18 protein-coding genes are annotated in these 18,604 nt (G+C 58.9%); 8 read left to right on the top strand and 10 right to left on the bottom strand.

The window, feature by feature from the left end; all coding sequences use genetic code 11:
* Nucleotides 1-3 precede the first annotated feature (3 nt).
* Nucleotides 4-618 (bottom strand): tetratricopeptide repeat protein, encoded by a 615-nt coding sequence (locus LJD29_RS18530; protein WP_446743055.1) that lies wholly within the window; start codon nucleotides 616-618, stop codon nucleotides 4-6.
* A gap of 218 nt (nucleotides 619-836) precedes the next feature.
* On the opposite strand from LJD29_RS18530, the gene LJD29_RS18525 reads away from it, so the two are divergent.
* Together LJD29_RS18525 and LJD29_RS18520 are read left to right on the top strand one after the other, a co-directional pair.
* On the top strand, nucleotides 837-1,220 hold the full coding sequence (locus LJD29_RS18525; protein ID WP_446743054.1) for a bactofilin family protein: 384 nt from the start codon (nucleotides 837-839) through the stop codon (nucleotides 1,218-1,220).
* 122 nt (nucleotides 1,221-1,342) lie between these two features.
* Nucleotides 1,343-1,894: a methyltransferase domain-containing protein gene (locus tag LJD29_RS18520; RefSeq protein WP_446743053.1), complete on the top strand. Its 552-nt coding sequence runs from the start codon at nucleotides 1,343-1,345 to the stop codon at nucleotides 1,892-1,894.
* A gap of 55 nt (nucleotides 1,895-1,949) precedes the next feature.
* Here LJD29_RS18520 and LJD29_RS18515 read toward each other — a convergent pair whose 3' ends face one another.
* Nucleotides 1,950-2,648: a lipid-binding SYLF domain-containing protein gene (locus tag LJD29_RS18515; protein WP_446743052.1), complete on the bottom strand. Its 699-nt coding sequence runs from the start codon at nucleotides 2,646-2,648 to the stop codon at nucleotides 1,950-1,952.
* A gap of 83 nt (nucleotides 2,649-2,731) precedes the next feature.
* Nucleotides 2,732-4,597: an amino acid permease gene (locus LJD29_RS18510; protein ID WP_446743051.1), complete on the bottom strand. Its 1,866-nt coding sequence runs from the start codon at nucleotides 4,595-4,597 to the stop codon at nucleotides 2,732-2,734.
* Nucleotides 4,598-4,751: 154 nt separating this feature from the next.
* On the opposite strand from LJD29_RS18510, the gene LJD29_RS18505 reads away from it, so the two are divergent.
* The 3 genes from LJD29_RS18505 to LJD29_RS18495 all read left to right on the top strand — a co-directional run bounded on the left by LJD29_RS18505 (nucleotide 4,752) and on the right by LJD29_RS18495 (nucleotide 8,401).
* On the top strand, nucleotides 4,752-5,168 hold the full coding sequence (locus tag LJD29_RS18505; protein ID WP_446743050.1) for a CoA-binding protein: 417 nt from the start codon (nucleotides 4,752-4,754) through the stop codon (nucleotides 5,166-5,168).
* Nucleotides 5,169-5,279: 111 nt separating this feature from the next.
* Nucleotides 5,280-7,388 carry a protein-disulfide reductase DsbD family protein gene (locus LJD29_RS18500; protein WP_446743049.1) on the top strand — a complete coding sequence of 703 codons (2,109 nt, stop codon included), beginning with the start codon at nucleotides 5,280-5,282 and terminating at the stop codon, nucleotides 7,386-7,388.
* 92 nt (nucleotides 7,389-7,480) lie between these two features.
* Nucleotides 7,481-8,401, top strand: coding sequence for a DUF1338 domain-containing protein (locus LJD29_RS18495; RefSeq protein ID WP_446743048.1), 921 nt, complete (start codon nucleotides 7,481-7,483; stop codon nucleotides 8,399-8,401).
* Between the two features lie 68 nt (nucleotides 8,402-8,469).
* Here LJD29_RS18495 and LJD29_RS18490 read toward each other — a convergent pair whose 3' ends face one another.
* The 4 genes from LJD29_RS18490 to LJD29_RS18475 all read right to left on the bottom strand — a co-directional run bounded on the left by LJD29_RS18490 (nucleotide 8,470) and on the right by LJD29_RS18475 (nucleotide 12,041).
* Entirely contained in the window at nucleotides 8,470-9,756 is a 1,287-nt protein-coding gene (locus LJD29_RS18490; RefSeq protein ID WP_446743047.1) for a mandelate racemase/muconate lactonizing enzyme family protein, read from the bottom strand.
* 340 nt (nucleotides 9,757-10,096) lie between these two features.
* Nucleotides 10,097-10,570 (bottom strand): AI-2E family transporter, encoded by a 474-nt coding sequence (locus LJD29_RS18485; RefSeq protein ID WP_446743046.1) that lies wholly within the window; start codon nucleotides 10,568-10,570, stop codon nucleotides 10,097-10,099.
* A gap of 75 nt (nucleotides 10,571-10,645) precedes the next feature.
* Complete coding sequence (locus LJD29_RS18480) at nucleotides 10,646-11,008, bottom strand: VOC family protein (RefSeq protein ID WP_446743045.1); 363 nt, start codon at nucleotides 11,006-11,008, stop codon at nucleotides 10,646-10,648.
* 1 nt (nucleotide 11,009) lies between these two features.
* Nucleotides 11,010-12,041 (bottom strand): redoxin domain-containing protein, encoded by a 1,032-nt coding sequence (locus tag LJD29_RS18475; RefSeq protein ID WP_446743044.1) that lies wholly within the window; start codon nucleotides 12,039-12,041, stop codon nucleotides 11,010-11,012.
* Nucleotides 12,042-12,152: 111 nt separating this feature from the next.
* Here LJD29_RS18475 and purQ point away from each other — a divergent pair, with 111 nt between their 5' ends.
* On the top strand, nucleotides 12,153-12,854 hold the full coding sequence (gene purQ, locus LJD29_RS18470) for a phosphoribosylformylglycinamidine synthase subunit PurQ (RefSeq protein ID WP_446743043.1): 702 nt from the start codon (nucleotides 12,153-12,155) through the stop codon (nucleotides 12,852-12,854).
* 23 nt (nucleotides 12,855-12,877) lie between these two features.
* A complete protein-coding gene (locus LJD29_RS18465; protein ID WP_446743042.1) occupies nucleotides 12,878-13,678 on the top strand; it encodes a tyrosine-protein phosphatase in 801 nt (266 codons plus the stop codon).
* Between the two features lie 57 nt (nucleotides 13,679-13,735).
* On the opposite strand, the gene LJD29_RS18460 is transcribed toward LJD29_RS18465, so the two are convergent.
* Genes LJD29_RS18460 through LJD29_RS18450 form a run of 3 tightly spaced genes read right to left on the bottom strand, consistent with a single transcriptional unit; the run spans nucleotide 13,736 to nucleotide 16,909 of the window.
* Complete coding sequence (locus tag LJD29_RS18460; protein ID WP_446743041.1) at nucleotides 13,736-14,464, bottom strand: SDR family NAD(P)-dependent oxidoreductase; 729 nt, start codon at nucleotides 14,462-14,464, stop codon at nucleotides 13,736-13,738.
* 23 nt (nucleotides 14,465-14,487) lie between these two features.
* Nucleotides 14,488-15,678, bottom strand: coding sequence for a glycosyltransferase family 2 protein (locus tag LJD29_RS18455; protein WP_446743040.1), 1,191 nt, complete (start codon nucleotides 15,676-15,678; stop codon nucleotides 14,488-14,490).
* A gap of 1 nt (nucleotide 15,679) precedes the next feature.
* Nucleotides 15,680-16,909: a spinster family MFS transporter gene (locus LJD29_RS18450; RefSeq protein ID WP_446743039.1), complete on the bottom strand. Its 1,230-nt coding sequence runs from the start codon at nucleotides 16,907-16,909 to the stop codon at nucleotides 15,680-15,682.
* 79 nt (nucleotides 16,910-16,988) lie between these two features.
* Here LJD29_RS18450 and LJD29_RS18445 point away from each other — a divergent pair, with 79 nt between their 5' ends.
* Nucleotides 16,989-18,578: a glycosyltransferase family 39 protein gene (locus LJD29_RS18445; RefSeq protein WP_446743038.1), complete on the top strand. Its 1,590-nt coding sequence runs from the start codon at nucleotides 16,989-16,991 to the stop codon at nucleotides 18,576-18,578.
* The last annotated feature ends 26 nt before the right edge of the window (nucleotides 18,579-18,604 follow it).

Raw genomic sequence — 18,604 nt, 5'->3', positions numbered from 1 at the left:
TCGTTATTTTTTGGCGGCCAGCTCTGCAAGTGCCTTGCGTGCCGTCTTGGCCTTGTTGCCATCCGGAATGGCAGAGAGATAGATCTGGTAGTTGTCGATTGCTTCCTGCTTGTGATTCAGTCCCTTGGCTGCCTCGGCCAGTTCAAAGACCGCATCGGCATTGTCAGGGTCGACCTTTGTTGCCTCAAGAAAACGATTGTAAGCACCCTGGTAGTCGCCCTTCTGCAGGTAAAAGCTGCCAACCTTCACATCTTGCGAAGCCATCTTCGGATCGTGAATGTATCCGCCGGCGCCATCGGAGATCCGGCTGTCGTCCTTGTCATCCTTGAGCCTGTCGAGACCGCTGCGGCTGGAAGAGTAATCCGGGCTGCCGGGCTTTCCGCCCTCCGGCGCATCGGCGGCTGGCGCGTCGCTATCCCCCTGCGCTGCTTTCTTCGAAATGTCTTCCGGAAAGGGATTGTCTTGCGCAGTAGTGTGTTTCTTTTCCGGAGCAGGCGGCGGCTGTTGCGATGTATCCGCAGGCTTCTGGGCGGAGTCCTGTTGCGCAGGCGGCTGCGACTGCTGTGCGAAACACGGCACGGCCAAAAGCAAAGCTCCGAGAATCACTCGTCTGGACATATTTCCACGCCCCTGTTCCAGTTTAGACCCGGAATCTCCCCCGCAGTTATCCTGGCCGGCATTCTGTGCGATAGTGTTCGCGCTCCGAAGCGCTGCACCACATGCCTTGAACATGCTGTTTGCGGATGAGGTGCGCATGACGGCGGTAAGGTTGCGGGTGCCTTGCATCCTTGGGTATAGTTCGATCAAAGTGAGCAATTGAATTAACAGGAGCTCGAATGTCCCCAGCAGATATCTCCGCACCAGCATCCATCGGAAAGTCTGTACAGATTCGCGGCGAAGTCAAAGGCAGCGAAGACCTCCTGGTCGATGGCCTCGTAGAAGGCACGATCACCCTGACAGACAGCCGGCTGACCATCGGCCCCAACGCAACCGTCAAGGCCAATGTTTCCGCGCGCGACGTCATCATTCTCGGGTCGCTTGTAGGTGACGTGAACTCTACAGGCCGGTTGGAGCTTCGCTCAGGAGCAAGCCTCACCGGCGATATCCGGGCCTCACGTTTATCGATCGAAGAGAACGCCATGTTCTCAGGCAAAGTCGATCTGATCCAGAAAATGGCAGATCCAGGCGGACAGGGCACGCTGCCCGGCGTGCAGAAATAAGCGGGCACCTCCCTCACGTGTTTCGCACTCTTTTCAATCGCAAGCAGGAAGAACCCGAGCACAGTCCGCGGACTGTGCTCAATGGGCCGCGTGTCCCCCGCCGTTCGAGCGGATGGACTGCCATGCTCAAGCATCTAAAAGAGCAGGATGGCCTTAACGTGCTCGATATCGGGCCAACCTCACCGACCAACATCAACTTCATCACGAATCTCGGACACAGCTGCTTCATGTCCGACACCGTGCATGAAGCACTCACCGGCTCGTGGCAACTACCACCCGGGGAAGAGAACGGTGAGCCGGGGTTCGATGTAAAAGGCTTCTTTGAGCAGAATCTGAATTTCGCCGGACGGCAGTTCGACGTGGTGCTTCTGTGGACAACGCTCGACTACCTGCCCGAGAAACTGGTTCCAGACTTCGTAAAGCATCTGCATGGAGCAGTGAAGCCCGGCGGACGAATCCTGGCTATCTTCCATTCGAAGACGACCGGTCAGGATACAGGCCTCTGCCGTTACCACCTTACCGACAGCGAAAATATCGAGCTGCAGGAAACGGCTCCTCACCCCATCCTGCGCGTCTACACCAACCGCAGCATCGAGAAGCTGTTTTCCAAGTTCTCGAATTACCGCTTCTTTCTCGCCAAAGACAATCTCTACGAAGTGATCATCACCCGATAAATCAACTTCGCCGTTCCGGGAGCGGAACGGCGAAGTTGTGACGGGTTTTCCCCAGCTACTTCTTGCGGTGCCCGGGCGTGACCCGGTTCAGCAAATGCAACAGGGGCCGCGCGGCAACCGGTGGCGGAACAGCTCCATCACGGACGATTTCAGTAGCCGTGAGGCTGCGGCCATATAGCGCCTTATTCGAGTCGTTATCGGAGCGCATGGTGGAACCGGCAAGGGAGATACCCGCAAAGATTCCCCTTGTACGTGACCAGGAAAGGATCTGGGCCTTCATCACGATGTCCGTCTCTGCGCTGGTGTTGCGGCCGACCGGCCCGGCGGCAATCGATGCATCCCCGCCAAGTTTGACCTTGCTCTTCAGAACCGATTGAGCGCCCTGGTCGTTCATCACCAGCAGAACGAAGTCGGTAGCCTGGCCACCGATCTGGAAGCCGACGCTGCCGCCTTCGAGAGCGAACATTGCAGGAGCGCTCCACGGTCCGCGAAGGTCGCGGCCGGTACGGCAGGTGATGACACCGCGGCCGTAGCTAGCGCCCACAATGAAAGCTGCTTTCTTAACAGACGGATAAACAATCACGCATTCGGAGCGGTCGAGAAGATCGCTGGGAATACCCTTATCCGGCGTAGCAAGCAACTGGCGCAGCACTGCCGTGGAATCGGCGATGCGGTCCGTGACTTTTTCCTTGTCCTGTCCATACATGGGAATGCACAGACCCACGCAAAGCCCTAATGCCCAAAGCTGTTTCATTGTTCGTCCCTTTCAGAAACAGAATCTGAATGCGCGGGAACTGTAACATGGCCACCTTCCCGCCACAATCGATTTCGGCATCCTCAGCTCACGTGGACAATCGGACGCCGCTTCGGGTCCTCGATGGCGCGCCGCAACACTTCATGAGTGATCGGCGCCGTATCGCCTTCTCCGAAGAAGACGTACCGGATGATGTTGAGCACCGGATTACCCTCGGTCCAACTGAAATAAGCATGCGGCACATGGCCGGTATGCCTTTCAAGCTGGATAAGGAGCGCGGCAATCGAGTTGGGCACGGCGGGACTGCGCGCGAAGAGTACGCGATGACGGCCCTCGCGACGGACCTCCACCGCGAGATTGTCCTGGAACTCCGAGGCGTCCGTACGCTCCACTTCAAAGAAGAAGAGGCATTCGTCTTCACTCAGATTGTGCAGAAGCCGTGTGCGCGCATCGGCCTCATCCCAGTCATAGCCATCATAGTGCGGCTTCTTGGCAACGATGCGAATGACGCCGTCCGGATCGTCGCAGATCATATCGACCGCCTCGGCGGACAGGGTGACGCCTGTAATGCGCAGTTCCGTCGAGCGAATAGCCCTTGAAATCAGCGAGACCACCACAATCGCCATGATGAAGAACGAGGCGATCTTGATGCCCTCAGGCCGTTCGCCCATGTTCAGCACCGTTGTGTAAACGAAGAGCAGAAAAACCAGCAGATAAGGCCAGCGAAGCCATTGCTTCCACACCGAGATCGCCACGGCCAGCGAAGCCGAGGTAATCAGCACGAGGACGCCGGTCGCGTAAGCTCCGCCCTGCGCATCCACATCGGCATGAAAGAGCTTTGTGACCGTAACAGCGACCACAAAGAAGACCAGCACCAGCGGACGCGAAGCAAGGGCCCATTCCGGCGCCATGCCGAAACGCGGCAGGTACCGTGGGATGAGGTTCAGCAGGCCCGCCATGGCCGATGCGCCGGCAAAGGCAAGGATCAGGATAGTGCTGATGTCGTAGACCGTACCGAAGACGTTGCCGAGGTAAAGGTGGGCAAGGTAGGCCATGGCGCGGCCATTCGCATCACCGCCCTCCTGGAAGGCTTTGGCTGGAATCAGAAGCGCGGAGGTAATGCTGGTGGCCATCAGAAAGATGCTCATGATGATGGCAGCGGTTACGAGCAGGTGGCGCGTATGGCGAATGCGCTCTTCCGTATTCTTTCCCTTGACGAGCGGCATCACAGCCACTCCGGTCTCGAACCCGGAGAGGCCCAGCGCCAGCTTGGGAAACAGGATGAGTGAAATGCCGACGATGGCCAGCGGATTGGAGTGTGCCTTGAAGATATTGTGCTGCCAGTCCGCAATCAGGTGCGGATGTTGAGCCAGGTGCCATACCGCCTCGAAGGTCACTACGGCGTTCAGCCCGAGATAGGCGAAGACCAGAACCACCGCAGTATTGATCGCCTCGGTGAATCCCTTGAGAAAGACCGCACAAAGCATGGCGAGCAGGATCAGGGTGACACCCATCTGGTTGTGCGTCCAGGCAGGGGTGAGCGGATTCTTTACGAAGTGCGTGGCCGCATCGGCTGCCGAGAGCGTCATCGTGATGACGAAATCGGTGGTCGCAAATCCAAGCAGGATTAGAACGAAGCTCTTGCCCTTCCAGCGCGGAAAAAGCCTTTCAAGCATCGCGATGCTTCCCTGCCCGTTGGGGCTGGCCTCGGCGACGCGCCGATAGACGGGCAGAGCACCGAAGAGCGTAACCAGCACCAGAACAAGTGTGGCTACGGGAGAAAGAAGCCCGGCGGCGAGGAAAGCAATCCCCGGCTGATACCCGAGCGTCGAGAAGTAGTCGACGCCGGTAAGACACATCACGGCCCACCAGGGGTGCTGTGCCTCCTCGCCGGTGTGAGCGGCTTCGGGAAGGTGAAGATCGGAGAGCAACCAGCCTTTCAGGCTCATCAGGCGCGGCCCCCAAAAACTAGAACGGGACTAAGAACGGTAAAACATTGAAATCGCATGGCAGCGGTCATTGTCTCAAAGTTTGATGCCGGTCCGGGTTACGAATTTGTTGAGATGATGATCGAAGAGATTCATTTCAGGAGGGCGAAAACGAATGAACGATCCCACCGTAATACGAGAGATTTTGGAGAGCGCGAAGACCATCGCCGTGGTAGGCCTGACCAACCGCGAAGGCCGCGCCTCGCTCGGCGTCTCCCGTTTTATGCAGGCTCGCGGCTACCGCATCGTGCCGGTCAACCCGGCCATCGACAGCGCGCTCGACGAGCCGGCCTTCCCCTCTCTCGAAGCCGCCGTTGCAGGCGCGGGCGCCCCAATTGACCTGGTAAATGTTTTTCGCGCTCCTGAATTTGTGCCTGCCATCGTGGACGAGGTCATCCGGCTCAAGCTCCCCAGACTTTGGCTTCAGGAAGGCGTCGTTCACGCCGAAGCAGCGCAGCGCGCCGAAGAAGCCGGGGTCAAGGTCGTGATGGATCGTTGCATCCTGAAGGAATATATGGCGAAGGGGTGGTAGCGCGAAGCCTCAAACTTTGTTATGAATACTTATAAAGCGCACGCGCCAGATTCTGAAAGCACTAGAATTGAGGAGCAAGGCGCGCCGTAACGCCCGTTTGCTGAGAGTCCCATGTTCCGACGTTTCTGGATCTTCGTTTTCGCCCTCCTGGCAGCTCCGCTGCTCATGCACGCCGACACGGCCGCTCCGGCCGGGCCGACCGCAACAGCTTCGCACCTGACGGTGCAGCTTGTGGTGCCCCCGACACAGATTTATCCGGGACAGAACTTCAAGGCAGGGCTCTACTTCAAGCTCGATCCGGGTTGGCACGTCTACTGGATCAATGCCGGCGATTCCGGCGAGCCTCCGTCGATGAAATGGGCTTTACCCGATGGCATCAAGGCCGACGCCTTCGAGTTCCCTGCTCCGAAGCGCCTGCCGCTCGGTCCACTTATGGACTACGGCTACGAGGGCGAAGTCCTCTTCCCGATTCCGATGCACGTAGCACAGGACTTTAAAGCCGATGGCGGCAAGGTCACCCTCGGAGGCAAGGCAACATGGCTCGTGTGCCGCGAGGTCTGCATTCCAGGCCATGCGCAGCTTGCCGTCGAGCGCCCCTTCGGTGCCGCCGCGAACGGTGAAGTGGCTGCCGATGCCGCGCTGCTGAAGCAGGGCGAGGGCAAGCTGCCCCAGCCTCTGCCTTCCGGCGATGCGGCGAAGTTCCGGGCCTCCGGCGATGGATTCACCCTGGCCGTTGAGACAGGCAGCAGCGAGAAATCAGCCGCCTTCTTCCCTTTTGAGCAAAATGTGCTCTCGAACCCGGCGCCGCAGACCGCGAAGGCGACGGGCAAGGGTGTAGAGCTTTCGCTGACGAAAGACTCCACACTCACCACCGCACCGAAAGAGCTGCACGGACTTCTGGTGCTCGGAGATGGACGCGCTTATGAAGTGCACGCCACCCCGGGCGCGATTAACTCGGCCGCGGTCGGTATAGCGCCCAGCTCCGGAGAGATTATTCGCACGGCACTGCTGGCGATGATCGGCGGCATGATCCTCAACCTGATGCCCTGCGTCTTCCCCGTTCTCTTTATCAAGGGACTGGCGCTTGTACAGTCCTCGGGCGAGGAACGGCACAAGATGCGGCTGCACGGCCTCGTCTACACAGTGGGAATCCTGGCATCTTTCTGGCTGCTGGTCGGCGTGTTGCTGGGCCTGCGCGGCGCGGGACACAATCTGGGCTGGGGATTCCAGTTCCAGTCGCCGATCTTCGTCGCCATGATGGCGCTGCTGCTCTTCTTCCTGGGCCTCTCGCTGGCCGGCCAGTTTGAGATCGGTCTCTCCATGACCAGCGCAGGTTCGAGCCTCGCCAACAAGAGCGGCTACACCGGCAGTTTCTTTACCGGGGTGCTGGCAGTCGTTGTCGCGACACCTTGTGCGGCTCCTTTCATGGGCGCGGCTATCGGATACGCCCTCTCCAGCTCAGCGATCATCACCTTCGTCATCTTTACGGCTCTTGCCCTCGGTCTCGCCATTCCTTATCTGCTGCTGGCCTTCAACCCCTCGTGGACTCGTCTGTTGCCACGTCCCGGTGCATGGATGGAAGTTCTCAAACAGGCTGTCTCCGTGCCGATCTTTGGAACGGTGATCTGGCTGATCTGGGTCTACACGCAGCTGGTCGGAGTCAACGCCCTGTTAGCGCTGCTGGCCGCATTCCTGCTTCTGGCCATCGCCGGATGGATCATGGGACGCTGGCCGGCAAAGGCCCCGGCAACCATCGCCGCCGCAATTGTGCTGATTCTGGCGATTGCGCTTCCTGTCGAAGCCGCGCGGACCCTGTCTGCTCCGAGTGCAAAGACAGGAGGTGCCGCTGCCACCGGGTGGGAACCGTTCACGCCGGACGCAGTAGCCAGGTATCGCGCCCAAGGCAAGCCGGTTTTTGTGGACTTTACCGCCAGCTGGTGCCTGAGCTGCCAGGTGAACGAGCGCGTGGTACTCGATAAGGCCGAGGTTCAGAACAAATTAAAGAACAGCGGCGTTGTGCTGATCCGCGCGGACTGGACATCGCATGACGAGACGATTGCCAACACCCTCGCCTCGCTCGGCCGGAACAGTGTGCCAACCTACGTGATCTATCCCGCCGATCCCCAGGCTCAACCAAAGGTTCTGCCCGAGGTGCTGACTCCGGGTATCGTCTTCGACGCCCTTGATTCTGTGAAACCGCAGTCGAAAACCGGGGAGTAACCGGGCCTGCAAATACGTCCTGGAGAGGTGACAAACAACATTGTAAATTTGGCCGCAAGCGATTAGCTTGATCCCGAAGTTGCGAGGTTGTTATGAGCCAATCTGAAGTTCTTGCCGGGCTGCTCGATCTGTTGTGGCAGCAATATAAAGGCCGCGTTGCTTACGCGGCCCAGTATCAACGCATGGTCGAAGAACGCGGCGGACAGTTGCGGAACGACCACATCGCCTTCAGGACATTCAACTGCGACACGGGAGAGCAGCCTCGCGGCGTCGAGGCCATCGCCCGGATCTTCCTTGCGCTCGGCTACGAGCGCAAGGACAATTACCTGTTCGCCGACAAGTATCTGACCGCCTGGCACTACGAACACAAAACCGATCCTCGCAACCCGAAGATCTTCATCAGCCAGCTCGAAGTCGACCAGCTGCCACCCGAGACCCGCGACGCCATCAGGGAAACCGTTGCCGATGCGCCCGACCTTCTTAGCGAAAAAGACCGCACCGCCCTGGCTTCCCTGTCCAAAGGGCAAAGCCTCTCCGGTGCCGTAACTTCGGAACTGGCCGCGAATCTTGCGGCTTTCTTTAGCCGGCCGTGGAACGCACCAGAACGCAGTACGGTGATCTTTGTCGATGAGGAATCGCAATACGCCGCGTGGACTCTGCTGCACGGCAACTCGGTGAACCATTTCACGGCCTACATCAATGAACAGGATGTGAAGGACTGGCCGGATATCGAAACGACAGTCACGGCCATGCGCGCTGCCGGCATTCCCATGAAAGAGGGTTTCGAGGGCGAGCGCCACAGCAAGCTGCGCCAATCTTCCACGAAGGCTGCGATGGAAGATTGCCCGGTCATCGATGATGACGGCAAGGCCGGCAAGCTGCACTGGAGCTATGCCTATTACGAACTCGCCGAGCGTGGCGATGTGCCCGGTCCTGACGGCAAGACCTCGCGCTTTCAGGGCTTCCTCGGTCCACAGGCCACTAATCTCTTCGAGATGACCAAGCGCAGCTGAGCGCTGCCGGGCTTTATCAGGCGCACCGGTAAGCATTCATCAGCTCACCGGTGCATCCGACTTCAAACTCAATCGAAGAAGGTACGGTCGTCGTCTGTAAGGCGAGCCTTGGCAGCCTTGATGTTGAAGGAGACTCCGAGGCCCGGCTTATCCCAGACGTCGATGTAACCATCCTTGACGATCGGGTCCGGCAAGCCTTCCACGATCTCGTACCACCATTCCGGTTGTCCCTTCGCGTATTCGAAGCCGATGTAGTTCTGCGGGCATACCGCGCCGAGATGGACCTGCGCAGCGACTCCGAAGAGGCCGTCAAAGATGCCGTGCGGCGCTACCTGGATATGGTGAAGGTCGGCGTACTCGGCGATCCATTTCAGCTCGGCAATACCTCCCACATCCTCGGGGTCGGGACCGACCACGTCTATTGCCTGCATCTCGATCAGGTCCTTGAAGCCCTCGCGCAGGTAGACCTCCTCGCCGGTGTGGATCGGCGTCGACGTGCTCTCAGTCACCAGCTTGAAAGCCTGGGCATTGGTGTAAGGCTCGCCGTCACCGGTGATCAGGTCTTCCAGCCAGGCGAGATGATACGGTTCGACGGCGCGAGCGAAACGAATGGCGTCCTTGGGAGTCCAGCCCGGCCCGCAGTCGAGCGCCAGATCGATGTCGTCGCCCAGGTTCTTCTTCATCGCTTCCACGCATTGCATTATGTAGTCGAAACCATGCTGCGTCAGTTGACCGCGCTCCATGTAAAGGCTGTTCCGGCCCGTCCATTGCTGGCCAAACCATTCATTGGGTGTCGCCTTCATCATCGGTCCGTTATGGAAGGCGACAGGCATCTTGACCAGCTTGTACCCTTCTTTCGCCTCCTTCATCTTCGCGGCGAGTTCTCCGCACACCTGCGGCGAGGGCGGAGAAAAGATGGGAGTGTTGTTCTCCGAGTTTCCATACGCAAGAACTTTGTCACGAATCTTCCCGCCAAGAAGCTTATGGACAGGCAAGTCCGCGGCCTGTCCCGCAACATCCCAAAGCGCAATCTCAATCGCGCTGAGAGCCGCACCCCACGGCTTGAATGCACCCAGGCGGCGAAGCCGCAGCATCTGGCGACCCACGTCCGTGGGGTCGGTACCGATGAGATATGGCTTGTAGAACTCGACCATTGGCTTGAGATAGGGTTTGGCCGACTCGGCCTGCCCGTAGCCAGAAATGCCCTGGTCGGTGACGATGCGGACCACCGGATTCTTGCCGATGATGGCGCACTTCAGATCTGTAATCTTGACCGGTGCACTTCCCGCCCGTTTGGATGAGCCCAGAATGCCGCCCTCGTGCTGAGCGAGTGCAGTCCCCGCCGCAGCCCCCATGAGGGATCCGATGAAACCTCTACGCGTCCATTGATTCATGCCCAAGAACGGTAAAGGCTGCAATCGGCAGCCGTCAATTTTATTCAGAGCGCGGGGCTGATTTTGAAAAACGCCGGCTCCTAAATAGCCAGAGGTTCACCGCGAGATAAAACACCGCCGCTATGAGCCAGAAAAGTATGTCAGGCGCGCGGCCTCGAACTACGTAGGATGCCAGCACGGATCCGGCCAAGCCACCTAGTTCCGCGGCTGCGATGTAAGAGACGCTGTACTTCCTGGCCATGCCGACCATGATTCCAATCACGGCCGCAAAAATCCACTTGATTCTCGGCTCACTGCCGAGCTAGCGAGGCAATTGCTTCGGCTTGCGGAACGCATAGATTACCGCGAGCAGAGGCGGCGCCAGCAACACTCCCCAGAACGGGATGATGATGCCGAGCGCGATGGGAACCAGGATCGACGCCCAGATTGGTACCCTCGTGACGCGTTTCAGCAGCATGGGCTGCAACAGCAGTTGGTCAATCACCACGATCAGCGCGTAGAGCCCGAGAACCAGCCCGAGGCGATACATATCGTGGCCGCTGAAAAGGATCATCATGACCGGAAATACGACGGTGATGACGCCGCCGAAGTTCGGGACGAAGGTCATGAGGCCGCCAATAAGCGCCCAGACCGGGGCCAGCGGCACGCTCAGCAGAACGAGACCGATCCACCAGATGGCCGCGACACAGAGCGCTTCAATCGACACCGCCCGCCACCAGTTGGCGAGCGCTGTTCCTGCGGTTCGTGCTCCGGTGCGAAAGTCAAAGTCCGGCATGGTGGTTGGACGCAGTTACGCCCGACATCGATGCGTAGCCTGCGATGTCGAGCGTACATCAGTAAACGGAGGATGTCAGTCTGCGGAAGCCTGCCACAGCTCAACCCGGTTCCCTTCCGGGTCGGTGAACCAGCCGAAGCGTCCGTATCCGTAGTCCTCGCGCTTGGGATCGACCTTGACCCCGGCGGCAATCAGGCCGTCGAGTAAGGAATCAAGGTCGTCCACCTGGAAGTTCAGCATTGCCGGCTGGCTTGGCGGGAAATACTCGGATTTCCGTGGAAAGAACGCTACCACCAGCGAACCCTTCTCGGCCTTTGCCGGAAAGATAAAGCCGCCTTCGCTCTTCTTGAGACCGAGGTGTTTCTCGTACCAGGTATAGAGAGCCGCTGGGTCGTTTGCCCTGAGAAACGTCCCACCCAGTCCAGTAATTTTTCCCATGCTATTGTCCTTTCGAGACGGTAATTTCCTGCTGCTGCCGGGCCTGCGCGCAAAGCTTTTTCAACTTGCCTTCGATCGATGCGTCGCCGATGTGCTCATCCTGCAAAACGCCATCGGTATCGATGGTAAAGGTGTGGGGGATCGACTCGACTGCGAAGGCATTCGCGATGTTTCCTTCCCCATCCCGATACTGCAGCCATGTCATATTGTTCTTGGCGACGAAATCCTTCCATTTGGCGTCATCCTTGTCAAGGCTGACGCTCAGGACCACAAGTGGCTGATCCTGAAACTTTTTCGCGATCTGCTGGATATGCGGCAATGCTTCGCGACATGGCCCGCACCAGGTAGCCCAGAAGTCGATCAGCACCACCTTGCCGTTCAGATCGTCCAGTGAAACCTGCCTGCCATCGAGAGTGGTCACGGTAAACGGCGGAGCCATGCGCGCTCGGGCCAGTTCAGGATGCGCAACGTAACGCTGGGCCCGGGCCATGGTCGCGGTCTTATCTCGGGGGTTCAGGGCAAGGTACTGCTGGAAGACCTTGCTGGCAGCCTCATCCTGGCGGAGATAAGCAAGCGAAACGCCATCTCCGTAGACAGCATCGGGGAAGTTCGGTGCGACGGCGATGGCCAGCTTGTATTCCTTGTCGGCCTCGGTGAAGAATTCGTCCTTCTTCTTCGCCTGGCCCTCGCGGAAGAGAATAAATCCGCGTGCCTCATGAGCCCGTGCCGTGTCTACGCCGGCAGGGGCCTGCGCGATGGCTTCTTCTGCCGCCTCGTCGGCCGCCTTGAAGTCTCCCACCCGCAACCCCAGGCGGATGACCTCGTCGCGGCATGCCGCGCAATGTCCGCCGTCCTGTTTGTCAGCTTTCCGGTAGGAATCGAGAGCGGACCGCTCGTTCCTCTCCTTGAGCCAGTTCCTGGCGTCTGCAAAAGTCTTCTGGGCCTTTGGGTCGGTTGGGCCGGCTGGCTGGTCGGCATAAATGCTGGACAGAGAGAGAAGGCAAAGAGCGGTACAGAGAATTGTGCTTTTCATTTATTTTCCTGAGACTTATGGCCAGAAACGTAACACGAAATTCTGTACGTTTCTGTAAAAACAAATCGCTATCCGTGCACACTTCCCTTTGCAGTGCGGTAGCCTAAAGGTATGAAATTTGGAGTTTTGGTCTTCCCCGGGTCGAACTGCGACCACGACACCTATAACGTGATTTCCGAGCTGGCGAAGCAGCCGGTTACCCTCCTCTGGCACGACTCCTCCGATCTGGAGAACTGTGACGCCATCCTCGTGCCGGGTGGGTTTGCGTACGGAGATTACCTGCGGACGGGCGCAATCGCCCGCTTTTCACCGGTCATGCAATCGGTGAAGAAGTTTGCCGACGCCGGCGGACCGGTGTTGGGCATCTGCAACGGCTTCCAGATTCTCTGCGAGTCGGGCCTGCTGCCCGGGGCGCTGATGCGCAACGCCGGCCTCAAGTACATCTGCAAGCAGGTCTACCTGCGCAGCGAAACCCTTGATTCGCCCTTCACCAACCAGCTAACCAGGGGTGAAGTGCTGAAAGTTCCGATCGGCCACATGGAAGGCAACTACTTCTGCGACGACGAGACGCTCAAGACGCTGCAGCGCAATGACCGTATCGCCTTCCGCTACGCTACCCCGGAGGGTGAGATTACTCCCCAGGCAAACCCCAATGGTTCTCTCGACAACATTGCCGGCATCCTGAGCGAAGGACGCAATGTACTGGGCATGATGCCTCACCCGGACCGCTCCAGCGAGCAGATGCTCGGATCGGCGGATGGGTTTAAGATTTTCCAGTCGCTGGTAGGCACGCTCGCCGCAGCGGGACGCTAACAAACGGGAGAACTCGCGTCGCGATGATCGATATTCATCACCATCTGCTTTTCGGCCTCGATGACGGATCGACCAGCCTGGAGTTGTCGCTAGAAATGGCCGAGGCAGCTGCCGCTGACGGCATCACGCATGTCGTGTGTACGCCGCACGCGAACTCGCGTTATCCCTTTCAACCGGAAGTGAACCGGGAACGGATGCAGCAGATCCAGGAAGGCGTGGGCTCGAAGCTCACGCTGGGGCTCGGGTGCGACTTCCACCTCTCCTACGACAACATCGAAGACGCGCTGAAGAACCGCTCGAAGTACTCCATCAACGGCAAACAGTACCTGCTGGTCGAGTTCGACGACCTGATGATTCCCAACACCATGACCGACGCGTTCTATGAGTTGATGGTGGCCGGGATGATTCCCATCATCACGCATCCGGAACGCAACCTGACCATCCAGAAGCATCCGGAGCGGATGAAGCCGTGGCTCCGCGAAGGCTGCCTCGTGCAGGTAACGGCAGCATCGCTGACTGGCCGCTTCGGCAAAACCGCGCAGGCCATGGCCATGCAGTTCCTGGAGCGCGACTGGGTGAATTTCCTTGCCACCGATGCGCACAATGTCGCCTCGCGTCCGCCGAAAATGAGCGAAGGCTACCAGGTGGTAGCAAAGCGCTTTGGTGCGGAGACCGCGGAACGTCTGTGTGTCAGCAATCCAAAGGCTGTCTTCTTCGGTGAAGATCTGCCTCCGCAGCCCGCCCCTCAGAAGATCGAAGACGAGCGCGAGGAGAATCAGAATCGGCGCAAAGGCGGATTTTTCAGCCGCCTGTTTTCGAACTAGGTCTTTGCTGTTCCGGCCCGCGATCAGGAAGTGCAGGAAGATGATGGTGACACCGGGTTAGAGGCCCAGTCCACCATCGACGCCGATCAGCTGCCCGGTGATAAAGTGCGGCCCCGTAGCAAAAAAGAGCACAGCCGCTGCGACTTCCTGCGGGCTTCCATTGCGCTTCATCGGAGTCTTCTGCGCGAAGTGCTCGTACTCGGCCGAAGTGTTGCCGTTATTCACGATCATGCCCGGAGCGACGCAGTTTACAGCAATCTCCGGCGCAAAAGCCTTTGACATGGTCTGGGTCAGCATGTGCAGCGCCGCCTTCGAGGTGCTGTAATGCGCATGTGTAGGCCAAGGGTGAGTGCCACCCAGCGAACCGATATTGATGATGCGTCCCTGTGAAGCCTTCAAATGCGCATAGGCGGCCTGCGATGCGAGGAAAGGCCCGCGCGTATTGGTTTCGAACATGGCATCCCACTGCTCGACGGTGAGGCTCTCAAGCGCGGCGGTCTCAAACATTCCCGCATTGTTCACGAGTACATCAAGCTGGCCAAAGTGAGCGGCCGCACGCGTGACTGCCGACTGGATACTTTCCGGCACGCGCACATCTGCCTGCACGGCGAAGGCGCGCACCCCGAGAAACTGGATCTCCTGCACGGTAGCCTGTGCGTCCTGCTCGGATTCGCGATAGGTAATGGCGACATGGGCGCCTTCTTCAGCCAATGCGAGCGCAATGGCGCGGCCGATCCTCTTCGCTGCTCCCGTGACGAGAGCTACCTTGTTCTCAAGTTTTCTCATTTCTTCCAGTTTAATTGACTCACTCAGCGTATGGGGCCGGAGCGGCGGCGAAGTTCGGAGAGATCGTAAAAGGTTCCACGCCATCGAATTCCACCCTGCACCAGTGTGACGATGATGGAGCGAAACACTGCGTAAACCAGCATCGGCGCGGCCAGCGGATACGTAAGCATATAGCGGACAGGAACCGCGGTCCAGCGCTCATATAACCGGTAAAGCATTGCGATCATTCCGCAACAGACCAACGCCGGTATTCGCAGAGACCACGGTCCGAAGAGCGCCAGCAGTGGCCATAGCAGGAAGAGGCTGGTCGTCATCAGCGCGGGAAATGCAATCCGCACTCGAAAACGAAAAACGGCGAATGCATTCTTTGTAATGTTACGCATCAGGCCGCCCGCACCCTCTGCCCAATGCACGCTGACCAGCCCAGGGCCGAAGGCCACTCGCTGCCGGAACCCGGCTTTCTTCAATTCGTAACCGAGACGAAGATCTTCAAGCACCTCCAGCCGCAGATTCTCGAATCCGCCAACGGCGCGATAGGCTTCGGCGCGAACCAAGTTGAATGCGCCGACGCCGATGGTTGCCCGCGATTTGGGATCGGCGACCTTCCAGGCACGCGAAGCGGTGAGGCCAGTCACCTGGTAGATGGCGTTCATCATCTTCTCGCCCGCCGTCCGATGCAGCAGCGTGGGAAAGAGCACGGCATGATCGGCGTTTTCGCTTAGTGCGAAATTCATCGCGCGGTGCAGTGAGTCAGGCGCAAAAATGATGTCGGCATCGGTAAAGAGCAGCCATCGCGCTGTGGCCTGCCGCGCCGCGAGAGCCAGCGCGTGCGTCTTCCCCATCCAGCCGTCGGGCAACTCGGCGATGTGCATGACGCTGATTCGCTTCCCCGACGCTCTGCCCCGCGCCGCCACCCGGTCCATGATGCCCCCGGTTGCATCCGTCGAGCGATCGTCTACCGCGAGAATCTCGATCTCGATGCCTTCAATCGCAAGCAGCGACTGAAGACACTCTTCCACATCGTCCTCTTCGTTCCTTGCGGGAACAATCACGGCCAGCTGCGGGCCGGAAGCTACGGGAAGCGGAGCAGCGTAGCGCGGGCCACGAAGATCCGGCATACGCGGCAAACAAAACAGTGCCTGGCTCCCGGCGAATATCCATGCCAGGGCGAGCAGCCAGGTGAGGATGGCAAGAGCAAGCAATACAGTATGCACTTCAGTCCTGTTGAGGAGCGAAGCGCGCCCCGGTGAGCAGAATGATTCCCGATAAGGTAAGCGGTATCAGCGTGGCTCCCAGTCCCACACGCAGATTGGATGCATCGGATATGCGCCCGATGAGGTGCGGGGAGATAGCATCGCCGAGCGCGTGGATGGTCAGCAGGTTCAGCGAAATCGCCGTCGCGCGCACCGGCGCAGCGACCGAGTTCACTATCGAGGCATTCAACGGACCGGTATTCAGGAAGAGAAAAAACTCGGCCACGAAGGCCGCGGGCAGCATCATGGAAGCCGGCCCGAAGAAAACAAGCGCTCCTGCCGGGATCGCAAGCAGCGAGCCCCATCCGGAGAGCAGGTAGAGAGCGCGCGGGTTGGTGCGTTGCCAGCGCTGGCCGATCCAGCCGCCTGCGATGGTGCCAGCCAGTCCGCAGACGACCGTGATCGCGCCCGCCAGGGTCCCGGCTTTGGCGACAGACATCGCGGCAAATCGCACAAAGAAAGTCGGCAGAAAGGTCGAGATGCCGCCGACGGCAAAGGTCCACATGGCAAGGCCAAGCGTCGCCGTCCAAAAGGCGGGATTGCGCAGCAGCCCCGTGAATGTTGCACGATTCAGAGTGGGAGCGAGCGAGTCTGCACTGCCTCGCTCCGGTTCGCGCACGAAAAACCAGAATGCAATCGCAATGAGCACACCCGGCAGCGCGGCGACAAAGAACGGCATGCGCCAGCCGTAATGCTCTCCGAGAATGCCTCCCGTGAGATAGCCCAGCGCTCCACCGACTGGAATAGTGAGATAAAAAATGCTGAGCACGCGGTTGCGCTGCTGTTCAGGGTAGTAGTCCGCAAGCAGCGCGGGCGCGAAAACGCTGAAGGTCGCCTCACCGATGCCGACGATCGCATGACGAATCAGCAGCGTCTCATAGCTATGAACCTTCGCGGTGTAGAGCGTCGCAGCGCTCCATAGCAACGCCCCGATCACGATGAGCGGCTTACGCGGAAGCCGGTCGCCCAGCCAGCCGGTAAGCGGCGCGGCAATCATGTAGGTGAAAAAGAAAGCCGTCGTCAGCAACCCGATCTTCGCATCGTTTACCGCGAATTCCTTCTGCACGAGCGTCTGCACGCCCGGCAGAACATAGCGATCGATGAAGTTGAACAGGTTCAGGCAGGTCAGCAGAAAAAGCGCCAGCCCCGCGGTGCGGGCCGTGTGACGATGTGAAATGGTTTCGCCGGACATAGACTGGATTCGAGGATAAACTAACCGCACCCGGGAACCTTTTGCTTCACGGTGCGTATCCCCCTGCGTGAGCCCGACAATGCTGCACGAAACGATTGCTGAAGAACGCACCCGATCCCTGCGCCCGGTCCTGCTGCTGAGCCTCGTTTTCGCGAGTCTGAAAGTCCTGCTGCAGATCGTGGGCAACATCGTTTCGCAACACGCCGGTTACGGCATCTTCCGCGATGAGATGTACTACCTCATCTGCGGACGGAATCTCGCCTTCGGTTACGTCGATCAGCCACCGCTCGCAGCCGTGCAGGCACGCCTCACCGAACTGCTCTTCGGCTTCAACCATATGTGGTCGCTCCGGCTCTTCCCGGCCCTTGCCGGTGGAGCGAAGGTTTTCCTCACCGGCATGATCGCCTGGGCTCTTGGCGGAGGACGCCGCGCCGCTGCTCTCTCGATGATGGGGGTCATCGCCGTAGGGGTTTACCTCGGCATCGACGGCTTCCTCTCCATGAACTGCTTCGATCCGGTCTTCTGGATGACGTGCATTCTCTCGCTCATCATGATCGTCCGCGCCGTATCTTCACAAGAAACGAAGCCGTGGTGGATCCTGCTTGGCATCAGCGCGGGGCTCGGCCTCGAAAACAAGGACTCGGAAGTCTTCTTTCTCGTCTGCGTACTGGTCGCATTGCTGCTCACGCCAGAGCGCCGCATCCTTTGGTCGAAGTGGTTTGCGGTGGCGATGCTGCTCATAGTGGCGATTGCCCTGCCCAACCTGCTGTGGCAGATTCAGCATCACTTCCCCACGCTCGAATGGCTGCGCGACGTTGCCAAAAGCGATAAGGACGTAAAGCTTTCCACCATCGACTTTCTCAAGCAACAGGTCATGATGCTGACACCCTGGACCATCCTTTTATGGTTTACGGGTGTGATCTGGCTGATGGCGAGTCGAGCCGCACGCGGCTTCCGCTTTCTCGGCATCCTCTATCCGATCTTTCTTGCATGGATGATTCTCATGCATGCGAAGGACTACTACCTCGCGCCGATCTATCCGCTGTACTTTGCCGCAGGCGCGGTCGCGTGGTTCCGCCCGATGCGCGCTGCCGGCTGGAGAAACGCATTCGCAGGCGCGTATGCGCTGCTGCTCATCGCCGGCCTGACACTGACGATCCCAATGGCCATCCCTGTTCTCTCACCAGAAAAATTTGTAGCCTTTGAAAATCGCATCGGCCAGCATCCAAAGGATTCTGAGAATCACGACCCCACCATCCTTCCCCAGTTCTACGCCGACCGCTTCGGATGGAAAGAGATGGTCGAAAAAGTTGCTCGCATCTACAACTCATTGCCGCCGGAGGAGCGCGCCGTCACCGGCATCTACGGCTCGAATTACGGCAAGGCCAGCGCCATAAATCTTTTCGGCCCGCAGTATGGATTGCCCACCGCTATCAGCGGCCATCAGAACTACTGGATGTGGGGGCCACGCGGTTATACGGGGCAGGAGATGATCGTGCTCACCATGTCCTCGCAGGCAACGATGGACAAGCAGTTCGCATCGTGCCGCGTCGTCGACACACTCGATCATCCGCTTGCCATGCCCTGGGAGCACGGCCCGATTTATCTGTGTAAAGGAAAGAAAATTCCGTTCCAGCAAGACTGGGAAGACTACAAGTTCTACTACTGAAAAGGATGTGAGTCAGTATGGCTCAC

Source organism: Silvibacterium acidisoli (assembly GCA_022870745.1).
Classification (GTDB): Bacteria; Acidobacteriota; Terriglobia; order Terriglobales; family Acidobacteriaceae; genus Silvibacterium.
The sequence above is the reverse complement of the archived record's forward strand: the minus strand, read 5'-3'. Positions and strand labels throughout refer to the sequence as shown.

What these genes read in the sequence shown, in the direction of transcription:
- LJD29_RS18530 (WP_446743055.1), bottom strand. Translation starts at nt 618, where the DNA reads ATGTCCAGACGAGTGATTCTCGGAGCTTTGCTTTTGGCCGTGCCGTGT.
- LJD29_RS18525 (WP_446743054.1), top strand. Translation starts at nt 837, where the DNA reads ATGTCCCCAGCAGATATCTCCGCACCAGCATCCATCGGAAAGTCTGTA.
- LJD29_RS18520 (WP_446743053.1), top strand. Translation starts at nt 1,343, where the DNA reads ATGCTCAAGCATCTAAAAGAGCAGGATGGCCTTAACGTGCTCGATATC.
- LJD29_RS18515 (WP_446743052.1), bottom strand. Translation starts at nt 2,648, where the DNA reads ATGAAACAGCTTTGGGCATTAGGGCTTTGCGTGGGTCTGTGCATTCCC.
- LJD29_RS18510 (WP_446743051.1), bottom strand. Translation starts at nt 4,597, where the DNA reads ATGAGCCTGAAAGGCTGGTTGCTCTCCGATCTTCACCTTCCCGAAGCC.
- LJD29_RS18505 (WP_446743050.1), top strand. Translation starts at nt 4,752, where the DNA reads ATGAACGATCCCACCGTAATACGAGAGATTTTGGAGAGCGCGAAGACC.
- LJD29_RS18500 (WP_446743049.1), top strand. Translation starts at nt 5,280, where the DNA reads ATGTTCCGACGTTTCTGGATCTTCGTTTTCGCCCTCCTGGCAGCTCCG.
- LJD29_RS18495 (WP_446743048.1), top strand. Translation starts at nt 7,481, where the DNA reads ATGAGCCAATCTGAAGTTCTTGCCGGGCTGCTCGATCTGTTGTGGCAG.
- LJD29_RS18490 (WP_446743047.1), bottom strand. Translation starts at nt 9,756, where the DNA reads ATGGGGGCTGCGGCGGGGACTGCACTCGCTCAGCACGAGGGCGGCATT.
- LJD29_RS18485 (WP_446743046.1), bottom strand. Translation starts at nt 10,570, where the DNA reads ATGCCGGACTTTGACTTTCGCACCGGAGCACGAACCGCAGGAACAGCG.
- LJD29_RS18480 (WP_446743045.1), bottom strand. Translation starts at nt 11,008, where the DNA reads ATGGGAAAAATTACTGGACTGGGTGGGACGTTTCTCAGGGCAAACGAC.
- LJD29_RS18475 (WP_446743044.1), bottom strand. Translation starts at nt 12,041, where the DNA reads ATGAAAAGCACAATTCTCTGTACCGCTCTTTGCCTTCTCTCTCTGTCC.
- purQ (WP_446743043.1), top strand. Translation starts at nt 12,153, where the DNA reads ATGAAATTTGGAGTTTTGGTCTTCCCCGGGTCGAACTGCGACCACGAC.
- LJD29_RS18465 (WP_446743042.1), top strand. Translation starts at nt 12,878, where the DNA reads ATGATCGATATTCATCACCATCTGCTTTTCGGCCTCGATGACGGATCG.
- LJD29_RS18460 (WP_446743041.1), bottom strand. Translation starts at nt 14,464, where the DNA reads ATGAGAAAACTTGAGAACAAGGTAGCTCTCGTCACGGGAGCAGCGAAG.
- LJD29_RS18450 (WP_446743039.1), bottom strand. Translation starts at nt 16,909, where the DNA reads ATGTCCGGCGAAACCATTTCACATCGTCACACGGCCCGCACCGCGGGG.
- LJD29_RS18445 (WP_446743038.1), top strand. Translation starts at nt 16,989, where the DNA reads ATGCTGCACGAAACGATTGCTGAAGAACGCACCCGATCCCTGCGCCCG.